Origin of the sequence: Pseudomonas koreensis, from assembly GCF_012986595.1 — a bacterium.
Taxonomy (GTDB): domain Bacteria; phylum Pseudomonadota; class Gammaproteobacteria; order Pseudomonadales; family Pseudomonadaceae; genus Aquipseudomonas; species Aquipseudomonas koreensis.
Window position 1 is genome coordinate 709,240 of the sequence record NZ_JAAQYM010000001.1, and the last position, 12,658, is coordinate 721,897.

The 12,658-nt window shown below is 60.7% G+C and carries 12 protein-coding genes; 3 read left to right on the forward strand and 9 right to left on the reverse strand.

Annotated features, from left to right (window positions below; translation table 11 throughout):
- Nucleotides 1-86 precede the first annotated feature (86 nt).
- Nucleotides 87-1,286, forward strand: coding sequence for a CaiB/BaiF CoA transferase family protein (locus HBN98_RS03415; protein ID WP_064586129.1), 1,200 nt, complete (start codon nt 87-89; stop codon nt 1,284-1,286).
- Nucleotides 1,240-2,193: a TIGR02285 family protein gene (locus HBN98_RS03420; protein ID WP_082920284.1), complete on the forward strand. Its 954-nt coding sequence runs from the start codon at nt 1,240-1,242 to the stop codon at nt 2,191-2,193. The genes HBN98_RS03415 and HBN98_RS03420 overlap by 47 nt, the downstream gene beginning before the upstream one ends.
- Nucleotides 2,194-2,368: 175 nt before the next feature.
- On the opposite strand, the gene HBN98_RS03425 is transcribed toward HBN98_RS03420, so the two are convergent.
- The 7 genes from HBN98_RS03425 to xerD all read right to left on the reverse strand — a co-directional run bounded on the left by HBN98_RS03425 (nt 2,369) and on the right by xerD (nt 9,708).
- Nucleotides 2,369-2,650 carry a DUF3509 domain-containing protein gene (locus HBN98_RS03425; protein ID WP_064586128.1) on the reverse strand — a complete coding sequence of 94 codons (282 nt, stop codon included), beginning with the start codon at nt 2,648-2,650 and terminating at the stop codon, nt 2,369-2,371.
- Nucleotides 2,651-2,813: 163 nt separating this feature from the next.
- Complete coding sequence (locus HBN98_RS03430; protein WP_083366914.1) at nt 2,814-3,221, reverse strand: response regulator; 408 nt, start codon at nt 3,219-3,221, stop codon at nt 2,814-2,816.
- A 117-nt stretch (nt 3,222-3,338) separates the two neighbouring features.
- The gene (locus tag HBN98_RS03435; RefSeq protein WP_083366915.1) at nt 3,339-4,712 is read right to left on the reverse strand and encodes a transporter substrate-binding domain-containing protein; all 1,374 of its coding nucleotides are present in this window, start codon (nt 4,710-4,712) and stop codon (nt 3,339-3,341) included.
- Nucleotides 4,713-4,831: 119 nt separating this feature from the next.
- Nucleotides 4,832-6,241: a threonine synthase gene (gene thrC / locus HBN98_RS03440; RefSeq protein ID WP_064586125.1), complete on the reverse strand. Its 1,410-nt coding sequence runs from the start codon at nt 6,239-6,241 to the stop codon at nt 4,832-4,834.
- A 105-nt stretch (nt 6,242-6,346) separates the two neighbouring features.
- A complete protein-coding gene (locus HBN98_RS03445; RefSeq protein WP_064586124.1) occupies nt 6,347-7,651 on the reverse strand; it encodes a homoserine dehydrogenase in 1,305 nt (434 codons plus the stop codon).
- Nucleotides 7,652-7,781: 130 nt separating this feature from the next.
- Complete coding sequence (dsbC, locus tag HBN98_RS03450; protein WP_083366916.1) at nt 7,782-8,513, reverse strand: bifunctional protein-disulfide isomerase/oxidoreductase DsbC; 732 nt, start codon at nt 8,511-8,513, stop codon at nt 7,782-7,784.
- Nucleotides 8,514-8,811: 298 nt separating this feature from the next.
- Nucleotides 8,812-9,708, reverse strand: coding sequence for a site-specific tyrosine recombinase XerD (gene xerD / locus HBN98_RS03455; protein WP_083366917.1), 897 nt, complete (start codon nt 9,706-9,708; stop codon nt 8,812-8,814).
- Between the two features lie 108 nt (nt 9,709-9,816).
- Here xerD and HBN98_RS03460 point away from each other — a divergent pair, with 108 nt between their 5' ends.
- On the forward strand, nt 9,817-11,625 hold the full coding sequence (locus HBN98_RS03460) for a cation:proton antiporter (protein ID WP_083366918.1): 1,809 nt from the start codon (nt 9,817-9,819) through the stop codon (nt 11,623-11,625).
- Between the two features lie 119 nt (nt 11,626-11,744).
- Here the strand turns inward: HBN98_RS03460 and HBN98_RS03465 are convergent, their stop codons facing one another.
- Together HBN98_RS03465 and rplS are read right to left on the reverse strand one after the other, a co-directional pair.
- Nucleotides 11,745-12,158 (reverse strand): acyl-CoA thioesterase, encoded by a 414-nt coding sequence (locus tag HBN98_RS03465; protein ID WP_083366919.1) that lies wholly within the window; start codon nt 12,156-12,158, stop codon nt 11,745-11,747.
- Nucleotides 12,159-12,305: 147 nt separating this feature from the next.
- Nucleotides 12,306-12,656, reverse strand: coding sequence for a 50S ribosomal protein L19 (gene rplS / locus HBN98_RS03470; protein WP_003175895.1), 351 nt, complete (start codon nt 12,654-12,656; stop codon nt 12,306-12,308).
- Nucleotides 12,657-12,658 lie beyond the last annotated feature (2 nt).

Consider the following 12,658-nt stretch of genomic DNA (forward strand, 5'->3'; position numbering starts at 1 on the left):
GAATTGATGGCGATCAACTTCGGGCGCCTGACAGCCGGCTATGTTAAAACGCTGTATCCGCACAACCTTGTCCTACAGGATTCAGTATGTCGTTCGCCAACAAACCGCTCAGCGGCGTGAAAGTCATTGAATTGGGTACGTTGATTGCCGGGCCGTTTGCCTCACGCATTTGCGGCGAGTTCGGCGCCGAAGTGATCAAGATCGAATCGCCCGACGGCGGCGATCCATTGCGCAAATGGCGCAAGTTGTACGAAGGCACCTCGCTATGGTGGTTCGTCCAGGCGCGCAATAAAAAATCGCTGACGCTCAACCTCAAGCACCCCGAGGGTCTGGCGATCCTGAAAAAACTGCTGAGCGAAGCCGACATCCTGATCGAGAACTTTCGCCCCGGTGTCCTGGAAAAACTCGGGCTGAGCTGGGAGACCCTGCATGCGCTGAACCCGAAACTGGTGATGGTGCGTCTCTCGGGTTTTGGCCAGACCGGACCGATGAAAGATCAACCAGGCTTCGGCGCGGTCGGCGAATCCATGGGTGGCTTGCGCTACATCACCGGGTTCGAAGACCGGCCACCGGTGCGCACCGGGATTTCCATCGGCGATTCGATCGCCGCGCTGTGGGGCGTGATCGGTGCGCTGATGGCGCTGCGTCATCGCGAGGTCAATGGCGGGCTCGGCCAAGTGGTCGATGTCGCACTGTACGAAGCGATTTTCGCCATGATGGAAAGCATGGTCCCGGAGTTCGACGTGTTCGGTTTCATCCGCGAGCGCACCGGCAACATCATGCCGGGCATCACGCCGTCATCGATTCACACCAGTGCCGACGGCAAGCACGTGCAGATCGGGGCTAATGGCGACGCGATTTTCAAGCGCTTCATGTTGATCATCGGCCGTGAAGACCTGGCCAACGACCCGACGCTGGCGAGCAACGACGGGCGCGATACGCGCCGTGACGAGTTGTATGGGGTGATCGACCGCTGGGTCAATTCGCTGCCGCTGCAAAGCGTGCTCGACCTGCTTAATCAAGCGGAAGTACCGGCCAGCCGCATCTTCAGCGCCGAGGACATGTTCAGCGATCCGCAGTACCTGGCTCGGGAAATGTTCCTGCAGGCCAAACTGCCGGACGGCAAGCCTTTCAAGATGCCGGGCATCGTGCCGAAACTCTCAGAGACACCGGGTACGTCCGAATGGGTCGGACCACAGCTCGGTGAACACAACGCGCAGGTACTCCACGATCTTGGCTATGACGAACAGCAGATCGCCCGCTTGCGCGCCGACGGAGCCATTTAAGCTGAAACATCGGCAGACACCGGTCGCCAACCGCGCCCACCACTGGTGGACGTGGCGGCTGTTCGGCCTGTTGTTTCTGCTGGCCCTGTCGGCCCTGGCCGAGGCGAAACCGACGCTGACCTGGTTATTGCGCGATCTGCCGCCCCTGACCATTTTCGAAGGCCCGAAAAAAGGTCAGGGGGTGATTGATCAGATGCTGCCGCTGCTGATTGCCGGCATGCCGCAATACGAACACACGCTGATGCGGGTCAATCGCGCCCGTGGCATGCAAATGATGCAAGACGCCTCGTTCACCTGTGATCCGTCGCTGATCTGGAGCAAAGAACGGGCGCAATGGATCGCGTTCTCCATCCCGGCGTTTCGCGCTGTCAGTAACGGCCTGGTCGTGCGTCAGAAAGATCGTGAAGTGCTGGAGCCCTACGTGGTGAACGGCGAAGTCGATCTGGGGGCTTTTTTGGCGAACGCCGAACAAAAGGTCGGGATCGTGGCCCAGCGCAGTTACGGTGAGTTTGTCGACAGTCTGCTGAAACAGGCGCCCGACGGTGCACTCACCCCCCACTACGGCAACGAAGCGCTCAGCAACCTCTTGTCGATGCAGCGTCTGGGCCGTCTTCAAGTCGTGCTGGGCTACTGGCCGGAGATCCGTTACCAGGCTCAACAAGCACAAATTGCCGAAGATGAGCTGGTGTTCTACCCGATTCAGGGCACGGGAAAATATCTGTCGGGATACATCGGCTGCTCTGACACCGCCGAGGGTCGGCAGGCCATCATCGAGATCAACCAACTGCTGCGCACCCTGCCCCACCAGCGTCTGGACGAGCTCTACGCGGACTGGCTGGACCCGGGCATGCGCAGCGATTATCTCGAACAGGCCCGGACATTTTTCGAGCAACAGACCGCGCCGTAAAACCTGCGGGCAAAAAGAAACCCCGAGAAGTGGGGAGACGACTCGGGGTTAAACGTGGTCTACATAAAGACCCGTAGCAGCAAGCGACAAGCACCGGAGCACAATGCTTGATACTGCTGTTATGGGGTCTGACTGACAGGGATGCAGGAAGGTTCCCACAAAAAATATTTCATCTTCACAGGGCCGCGCGCTTGTCCAGCGCCGCATTGCGCAAGGCCGCGATGACACAGGGTTCCAGTCGCCCTTCGGCGATCAGGACGTCGCGGTGCAAACCATCGACCACATCGGTCAGCAGACGCTTGTCGGTCAACTGCGCCTGATTGAATTCGCGCTCCACCACGAGGGCGCCGTTGCTGTTCTTGAGCGTCACCAGGCATTCGCCATGGGCGCCACAAGGGGTCAACGTCACCTCATACGGGCTCAGAGCCTCACCGAGCAATAGACTGATACTTTCCATCTCGATCTCCACTCAATAGTCCGAAAACATTGTGCCTGGGGCGTGTCCACAATAAATGACCACCGGCCCGAGAAGAAAGTTCTGAATACCGGACTGCTCCCTGAACAGTTACCGGTCTGTCAGAGCATGCACGCTGAAGATGACAGAAAAATATCCACCCGGCTCATGCGATGACCGGCACGTCCCTGGACGCCAGATACGCATCCAGCAGGCCTCTCATCAGGACGGCCGACACCGGCGTATGCAGGCGCCCCAGCAATATCGGCTCATGCCCCTGCAGCGAGCGCTCGAGATCGGCCAGCAAGCCTGCCGCCACCGGACCCAGCAGAATCAGCCCGCGTGCCTGGCGCTGTGCCACCAGGTGGCGGATCAGTGCCAGGCCGTCACCGCCCTTGAGCTGCGGATCGCAGATCGCGATGTCCACGGCACCACGATGGCCCAGGGAAACCAGCGCCGAGGCCAGTGTCGGCGCGGTCAGTACGTTGTAGATGCCGATGGCATTGAGCATCTGATGCAAGGCCATCAGTTGGAACGGATTGGGTTCAAGTATCAGGACTTTTAACGAGCGCATCGGCGACCTCGGAAACGGCGGTGGCGGACTTTCGCCGCATTGGCCGTTCACTCTAGGGGAGCCGTCCTCAGCCTCCCATCGGAAAAGGCGCCGCATCGCATAGGATATTTCCCTTCTTCACGGCGGACATTGGCAACCGCTTTGCGCGCGGCGCTGACTGATGTCGATCCAGCCCCCGAGCAGGCCGCGCAACTCTCCATCGGCGCTGTAAAACGGCACGGTCCACTGATAGATCGACTTGGGGCCACTCTTGAATGCCAACTGGCGTTGGCTGAAGCGCGCCTTGCGCGTATGCATCTGCACCATGAACTCGTCGTGCAGCATCCGCGCCGTGGCTTCGGGCAGCGTATCGACTTCGAACAGCAGCCGGCCCTGCGTCTGCTCGAAGCGGATCGAGAGCGCCTCTTCGTAGCTTCGATTGCACATCACCAGGCGTCCTTGCAGATCGCGTACGAAGACCGGATCCGGCATCGCATCGATCAACGCGTGCTGGAAGGCCAACTGGTCGCCCAAGAGCTTTTCGGCTTCGCAGCGTTGCCGGATGACCGCCGTCAGCCGCCGATTCCAGAGCAGTGACAGCAGCCCGAAGCCGCCGAGCCCACCCATCCCCCAAAAGCACCAATTGACGATCTCGTCCCACGGCGAACGCGGCGCCGGCGGAGCGACCCCGCTCAGCCATTTCAGGCGGATGGCGCGCAGCTCTGCGGCGGGAAAGGCACCCAAGGCCTTGTTGAGGATACTCACCAGTTCAGGCATGCCCTTGCGCACCGCCAGGTGATCGGCTTCCCAGCGCCCTTCGACCAAAGCGCCGACCTTGAGCAGGCCGGAAGGAAACAGCTGCGCACCGATTTCATTTTCGATGGTGGCGTAGGCCTCACCGCTCTCGACCAGCGCCCGCGCTTCGGCATACGTCTTGACCGACAGAATCTCGATTGACGGGTATTCGCGGCGAATCACTTCCTCCAGCGCGTGCCTCGCGGGCAGTACCAACACTCGCTTGACCAGTTGTTCCAGCGACTGGATCGCCGGCTGATCCCTGTGCCCGACGAACACCCAGCCGGCGCCGCCGAACGCGTGACTGAAATCGAGGAACGTTTTGCGCTGGTCATTCATGGCCAGCGTCGTACTCAGATCCGCCGCGCCGCTTTGCAGGCGCTCCAGCATCTGATCGGTGGAAAACGATTCCTCGTGCACAAACTGCAAACCGGTCATGGCACTGATGCGCTTGAGCACATCGCTGTTCAAGCCAATCCAGTGCCCGTACTCGTCCTGAAACAGATACAGGGGGTATTGCACCGAAGCGACCGTCACGCGAGGGTTTTCACGTATCCAGCGCCGCTCGCGCTCGTCCAACTCAATCCTTTCGATCTTCTGTGCCTGCACCTGTTCGTTCAGCACCATTTGTGCCGCCATGCCCCCGCGGACCATGCCACTCAGGCACAACAACAGAAGCCAGCCCAGGGCTGGTTTAATTGCTCGTTCAAACAGCATTGCCACTTCCTTCGTGATCGACTCACCCGTCCTTCATGGGCGAAAACCCGAGCAGTGTGGCAGCAGAAACAAAAAAGCCCGTCAGGAGACGGGCTTCAAAATGTGACAGCTTTTTCGGCTTACAGCGGCTTGCCGCGGTTGCCATGCTGGCTGACAAAGGCCTGCACGGCTTTCAGCTCGTTTGGCAGAACGGTGCAGCGCTCGTTTCGCTCAAACAAATCAGAAAGATGTGCAGGCAGTTCGAGAGCTTTTCCTACACCCGCTTTCTCCACAGCGTCCGGGAATTTAACCGGATGCGCGGTGCCCAGGATCACCATCGGGATGTCCAGGCTACGACGGCATTCGCGGGCAGCACGCACGCCGATGGCCGTGTGCGGATCCAGCACTTCACCGCACTGCGCGTAGACATCGGCAATGGTTTCGCAGGTTTGCGCATCGTCCACGGCCAGTGAGTCGAACAACTTGCGTGCTTCGGTCCAGCGCTCTTGCTCGACGCTGAAACCACCGCCCTGCTTGAACGAATCCATCAGCCCGGCAATCGCCGCACCATTGCGACCATGCAGGTCGAACAGCAGGCGTTCGAAGTTCGACGAGACCATGATGTCCATCGACGGCGACAGCGTGGCGTGCAGGGTTTCCTTGACGTACTGATTGCCGCTCATGAAGCGGTGCAGGATGTCGTTGCGGTTGGTGGCGACGATCAACTGGTTGATCGGCAGGCCCATGTTGCGCGCCAGGTAACCGGCGAAGATGTCGCCGAAGTTGCCGGTCGGTACCGAGAACGCCACCGAACGCGCCGGGCCGCCCAGCTGCAGGGCGGCGTGAAAGTAGTAAACGATCTGGGCCATGATCCGCGCCCAGTTGATCGAGTTCACCGCCACCAGACGCGTGCCCTTGAGGAAGCTTTGGTCAGCGAAGCTGTTCTTGACCATTTCCTGGCAGTCGTCGAAGTTGCCTTCGATGGCGATGTTGTGGATGTTCTCACCGAAAATGGTGGTCATCTGCCGACGCTGCACTTCGGACACGCGGTTGTGCGGGTGCAGGATGAAAATGTCGACGTTTTCGCAATGCTTGCAGCCTTCGATGGCAGCCGAACCGGTATCACCGGAGGTGGCGCCGACGATCACCACGCGCTCGCCGCGCTTTTCCAGCACGTAGTCGAGCAGACGACCGAGCAGTTGCAGGGCGAAGTCCTTGAACGCCAGGGTCGGGCCGTGGAACAGCTCCAGCACCCATTCGTTGCCGTTCAACTGACGCAGCGGCGCAACCGCGCTGTGCGAGAACACGCCGTAGGTTTCTTCGAGAATCTTTTTGAAATCGGCGTCAGGAATGCTGCCGGTGACAAACGGGCGCATGACGCGGAAAGCCAGCTCGTGATACGGCAGGCCGGCCCAGGAAGCGATTTCTTCCTGAGTGAAACGTGGCAGGTTTTCCGGGACGTACAGACCGCCGTCGGTGGCGAGACCGGCCAGCAGGACGTCTTCGAAATTCAGGGCCGGTGCCTGGCCGCGGGTACTGATGTAACGCATAGGGGCAAACCTTCGGTTTGAGCTACAAGCTTTGAGCTACAAGCTACAAGTGAAAAGCGGCTGTGCTTTTACTTGCAGCTTGAAGCTTGAAACTTGCTGCTGGTGTTAATTCAAGTGTTCGACACGGATCCGTACAACCGGACCGTTGACGCCGGCCAGCGCTTCGAGGGCGGTGATCGCATCGTTGATGCGCTGCTCGACCACGCGGTGGGTCAGCAGGATCATCGGCACCAGACCGTCGTGTTCTTCGACTTCCTTCTGCATGATCGACTCGATGTTGATGCCGCGCTCCGAGAGGATGCTCGCCACCTGGGCCAGTACGCCCGGATGGTCCTTGGCCTGAATGCGCAGGTAGTAGGCGCTTTCGCAGGCTTCGATCGGCAGGATCGGATGGGCCGACAGCGAATCCGGCTGGAAGGCCAGGTGCGGTACGCGGTTTTCCGGGTCGGAGGTCATCGCGCGAACCACGTCGACGAGGTCAGCGATCACCGACGACGCGGTCGGCTCCATGCCGGCACCAGCGCCGTAGAACAGCGTCGAACCGGCAGCGTCACCGTTGACCATCACCGCGTTCATCACGCCGTTGACGTTGGCGATCAGACGATCGGCCGGGATCAGCGTCGGGTGGACGCGCAGCTCGATGCCGGCAGCGGTGCTGCGGGCCACGCCGAGGTGCTTGATGCGATAGCCCAGCGCTTCGGCGTAGTTGACGTCAGCGGTGGTCAGCTTGGTGATGCCTTCGGTGTAAGCCTTGTCGAATTGCAGCGGAATGCCGAACGCGATCGACGCCAGAATCGTCAGCTTGTGCGCCGCGTCGATGCCTTCGACGTCGAAGGTCGGATCGGCTTCGGCGTAGCCCAGCGCTTGCGCTTCGGCCAGCACGTCTTCGAAGGTGCGACCCTTCTCGCGCATTTCGGTGAGGATGAAGTTGCCGGTACCGTTGATGATCCCGGCGACCCAGTTGATGCGGTTGGCGGACAGGCCTTCACGGATCGCCTTGATCACCGGAATGCCACCGGCCACCGCCGCTTCGAACGCCACGATCACGCCTTTCTCGCGTGCCTTGGCGAAAATCTCATTACCGTGAACGGCGATCAGTGCCTTGTTCGCGGTGACCACATGCTTGCCATTCTCGATGGCCTTGAGTACCAGCTCGCGGGCAACGGTGTAGCCGCCCATCAGCTCTATGACGATGTCGATCTCAGGGTTCGTGGCCACTTCGAAGACATCGTTGGTAATCGCAATACCGGTCGTCTGGAACTGAGGCTTTGGCGTGCGCATGGCAATTTGTGCCACTTCGATTCCACGCCCGGCACGACGAGCAATTTCCTCGGCGTTGCGCTGAAGTACGTTGAAGGTACCGCCACCGACGGTCCCTAACCCACAGATGCCTACTTTGACCGGATTCACTGTGAACTCCCCATGAAACGGCCGACGCAAGGTCGGCCGGAAAACAACCGCGTGCTCGCGGCTCTCTATTAATGGCCCGGCAATGTTACCGCCGGACCATGATCGTCACGGCTGACCGCGACGATGCGAATTACTTGGCGCCCAGTGCCAGTTTGGCGACTTGTGGCGCCGGCTGGTAGCCCGGAATGACCTGTCCGTCGGCCAAAACGATGGCCGGTGTGCCATTCACGCCGATCGACTGACCGAGGGCGAACTGCTTGGAAACCGGGTTCGCGCACTTGGCGGCCTTGATTTCCTTGCCATCGACCATTTTGTCCATGGCGGCTTTCTTGTCGTTCGAGCACCACACGGCTTGCAGTTGCTCGTCACCCGGCGAACCCAGGCCCTGACGCGGGAACGCCACATAACGCACTTCGATGCCGCGCTTGTTCAGCTCGGGCACTTCAGCGTGCAGCTTGTGGCAGTACGGGCAGGTGGTGTCGGTGAACACGGTGATGTGCGATTTGGTCTCGCCCACGGCCGGATACACCACGGTTTCGGCCACCGGGATGGCGTTGATCAGTTTGGAGATGCCCAGGCGTTCGGTCTTCTCGGTCAGGTTGACCGGTTTGCCGTCCTTGAGCTGGAACAGATAGCCCTGAACGATGTACTGGCCGTCGGCGCTGGCGTACAGCACGCGGCTGCCCTTGAGCTTGACTTCATACATGCCCGGCAACGGGCTGGCGCTGATGCTTTCTACCGGAACCTCGAGTTCGAGTTTTTCCAGGCTTTGACGAATCGCTTTGTCGGCCGCGTCATCGGCGACGGCAAAGGTGCTGACCAACGCAATGGCTGCGGCGGCGAAAATCTGGGTCAGACGCATGAGAACTCCTGAAGGCGGACAAATGAAACGGTCAGAACGCCCGTGCCGGAACACCGGGTCATAACCGTCCATCGTGCAAACCGGCAAAGCCTAACACATAAGGCTCGCAGGGCCGAATGCGCCTGTCGCCACACATTCATTGCAACGTGACCAGAATTACCACGTGGCGAGGGAGCTTGCTCCCGCTCGGCTGCGCAGCAGTCGCAAAGACTGCCAAGCCGATGCGACTGACAAATTTTGGGCGCGCTTCGCGCCGCAGCGGGAGCAAGCTCCCTCGCCACAAAAAGCGCGGTTTTCATCAACCGCGCGGATGATGTTTGGCGTGCAGGTCCTGCAGTCGCGCCCGCGCCACATGGGTGTAGATCTGCGTGGTCGACAGATCACTGTGGCCGAGCAGCATCTGCACCACCCGCAGATCCGCGCCGTGGTTGAGCAGGTGCGTGGCAAACGCATGACGCAAGGTGTGTGGCGACAGCGTTTTGCCGATCCCGGCGACCTTGGCCCAATGCTTGATTCGGTGCCAGAACGTCTGGCGCGTCATCTGCTCGCCGCGCTGGCTGGGGAACAGCACATCGCTGGGGCGCCCGCCAAGCAGCTCGCTGCGGCCATCGCGCATATAGCGCTCGATCCAGACAATCGCCTCCTCGCCCATCGGCACCAGCCGTTCCTTGCTGCCCTTGCCCATCACCCGCAGCACGCCCTGACGCAGGTTGACCTGCTCCAGGGTCAGGCTCACCAGTTCGGTCACGCGCAGACCGCAGGCATACAGCACTTCAAGCATGGCGCGATCACGCTGGCCGATGGCTTCGCTCAGATCCGGCGCCTTGAGCAGCGCTTCGACGTCAGCTTCCGACAGGGATTTGGGCAGCGGTCGGCCGAGTTGCGGCATGTCGACGCGCAACGTCGGGTCCACCGTGATCAACTTTTCCCGCAGCAGATAGCGATAAAAGCCACGCACGCCGGAGAGAAACCGGGCCGTGGAGCGTGGCTTGTAGTTCTGTTCCAGACGCCAGGCCAGATGATCGAGGATCAACTCGCGACCGGCATTGATCAGCTCCAGGTTTTTCTCCTGCAGCCAGCCGTTGAACAGCGCCAGGTCGCTGCGGTAGGCACCACGGGTGTTGTCGGACAGGCCTTTTTCCAGCCACAGGGCGTCGAGGAATTGATCAATCAGCGGATGGTCGATGGCAGGCATGGGCGCTCAAGACACGCAGCCTCAGGGACTGCGCGCAAATGTAGAGTGAACTGTCGGAATGGCCGCTAGTCTTTCATAGCCCGCAATTTCAAGGAACAGGGAGCATCAATGAACGAGCAGCAAATTCTCTTGGCATTTGGCGGGATTGGCGCCGCGGCGCTGGGTTGCCAATGGCTGGCGTGGCGCTTGAAGCTGCCGGCGATCCTGTTTCTGCTGCTGACCGGGATTCTTGCCGGTCCGGTGCTGGGCTGGCTCGATCCGCAGGAAATGTTCGGCCCGCTGCTGATGCCACTGGTCTCGCTGGCAGTGGCGTTGATCCTGTTTGAGGGCAGCCTGACCCTGCACCTGTCCGAGTGGCGCGAGATCGGCAGTGTCGTGCATCGCCTGGTGACCCTCGGTGCCCTGGTCACCTGGGTGGTGATCGCCGTTGCTACGCACTTCTTGCTCGGCTTCGACTGGCTGCTCGCGATCCTCTTCGGCAGCCTGACGCTGGTGACCGGCCCGACGGTGATCGTGCCAATGCTGCGGGTGGTGCGGCCGAAAGCCTCGATTGCCAACATCCTGCGCTGGGAAGGCATTGTCATCGACCCGATCGGTGCGCTGCTCGCGGTGGTGATCTACAGCTTCATCATCGCCAGCGGCGAAGGCCATGGGCTCAAGCAGAGTCTGCTGACCTTCGGTGGCGTGATTCTCTGCGGCAGCGTGTTCGGCATCGTCGGGGGCTTTGTGCTGGGCACGGTCATCCGCCGGCAGTGGCTGCCGGAGTACCTGCACAACCTCGCCTCGCTGGCGGCGGTGCTGGGGATTTTCATTGCCTCCAATGAGGTGATGCACGAGTCCGGCCTGCTGGCCGTGACGCTGATGGGCATGTGGCTGGCAAACATGAAGGGCGTGGATGTGCGGCACATTCTGCACTTCAAGGAAAACCTCAGCGTGCTGCTGATTTCCGGGCTGTTCATTCTGCTGGCGGCGCGCCTGGACCTGAATGCGCTGATCGGCCTCGGCCCTCTGGTGCTGATTCTGCTGCTGGTGATCCAACTGATCGCCCGCCCGCTGAACGTGCTGCTGAGCACCGCCGGCTCCAGCCTGAGCTGGCGTGAGCGCGCCTTGCTGTGCTGGATTGCCCCGCGCGGCATCGTGGCGGCGGCGGTGTCGGCGATTTTCGCGATTCGCCTGGATGAAGCCGGGCATGAAGGCGCGCTGCTGCTGGTGCCACTGACATTCGCAGTGATCATCGGCACCGTGGTCCTGCAAAGCGCCACCGCTCGGCCACTGGCTCGCTTGCTCAACGTGGCCGAGCCGGCGCCGAGTGGTTTCCTGATCGTCGGCGCCAACGGTCCGGCGCGGGAGCTGGGCAAGTCACTGCAGCAACTGGGCAGCCGGGTGCTGTTGACCGATTCGAGCTGGGAGAACATCCGCGCCGCGCGCATGGAAGGCTTGCCAACGTATTTTGGCAATCCGGCCTCGCAGCACGCCGATGCGCATCTGGACCTGGTCGGGCTGGGGCATCTGCTGGCGCTGTCGCCGTCGGGCGAACTCAATACGTTGGCGGCCATGCGCTTTCGCCACGACTTCGGTCATCAACGCTTGTTTGGCCTGGCCAGCGGACATGAAAGCCGTCGCAGCGACAAGCATCGCGCGAGCCTCGAGCACCGTGGCAATCAACTGGGCAGCGAGGCACTCACCTACGCGAAACTGGCGAGCCAGATGGGCCAAGGTGCCGAGTTGTACAGCACGACGCTGACCGACGGCTTCGGTTGGGAGGATTACCGCGCCTTGCATGGCAATCGCGCGACGTTGCTGTTCATGCGCGATGACAGCGGCTGGGTGCATGTGGTGACGCCGGAGACCACGGTGAAACCGGGGGCCGGGTGGACGTTGTTGGCGTTGATTCAACCTGAGATCAGCGGCGTTTGATCTGGCACCGTTCGCGAGCAGGCTCGCTCCCACAGGTTCTGTGCCTGACACAATTTTTGTGGTCGACACGAACTCTGTGGGAGCGAGCCTGCTCGCGAACGACGCGACCCGGTTTCAGATCAGGCGGCAAACCCCGGCAGCACCGGCACCGGTCGCTTGTCATCATCGATCGACACAAAACTGAACTGCCCGTGGATCGCCTTCTCGCGCCCATCACAGCTCATGCTCTCGACGAACACTTCCACCTCGACCTTGAGGCTGGTGTTGCCGACCTTGATCACCCTGCCAACCAGCTCGACGATGGAGCCGGCCGGGATCGCGTGATTGAAGTCGATGCGGTCAGTAGAGACGGTCACCAACGGCAGGCGACAGAAGCGCGTGGCGGTGATGAACGACACTTCGTCCATCCACGCCAGTGCGGTGCCGCCGAACAAGGTGTTGTGGTGGTTGGTGGTCGGCGGGAAGACGGCTTTGGTCACGCGGGTCACCGAGAGTTCGGTGCGGCGTTCGATTTCCTGGTCGCGGGTGGTCATGAAGAATGGCTCTGATTTCTGGCTCCCGAAACACAAGCAAGATCAAAAGATCGCAGCCTTCGGCAGCTCCTACATAGTGAGGACAGTTTATTGCGGGCAACAAAAAAGCAGCCCGTAGGCTGCTTTTTTCTGCATCGGAAGCTGGACTTAAGCCAGTTTTTCCTTGATGCGAGCTGCTTTACCCGACAGGTCGCGCAGGTAGTACAGCTTGGCTTTACGTACGTCACCGCGACGTTTAACAGCCATGCTGTCGATCTGCGGGGAGTAGGTCTGGAAAGTACGTTCTACGCCAACACCGTTGGAGATTTTACGAACGGTGAACGCACTGTTCACGCCGCGGTTACGCTTGGCGATTACAACGCCTTCGAACGCTTGCAGACGGGAACGATCGCCTTCCTTCACTTTCACCTGAACGACAATGGTGTCGCCTGGGGCAAAGGTAGGGATTTCTTTGGTCATCTGCTCTGCTTCGAGTGCAAGGATGATTTTGTTGGTCATGC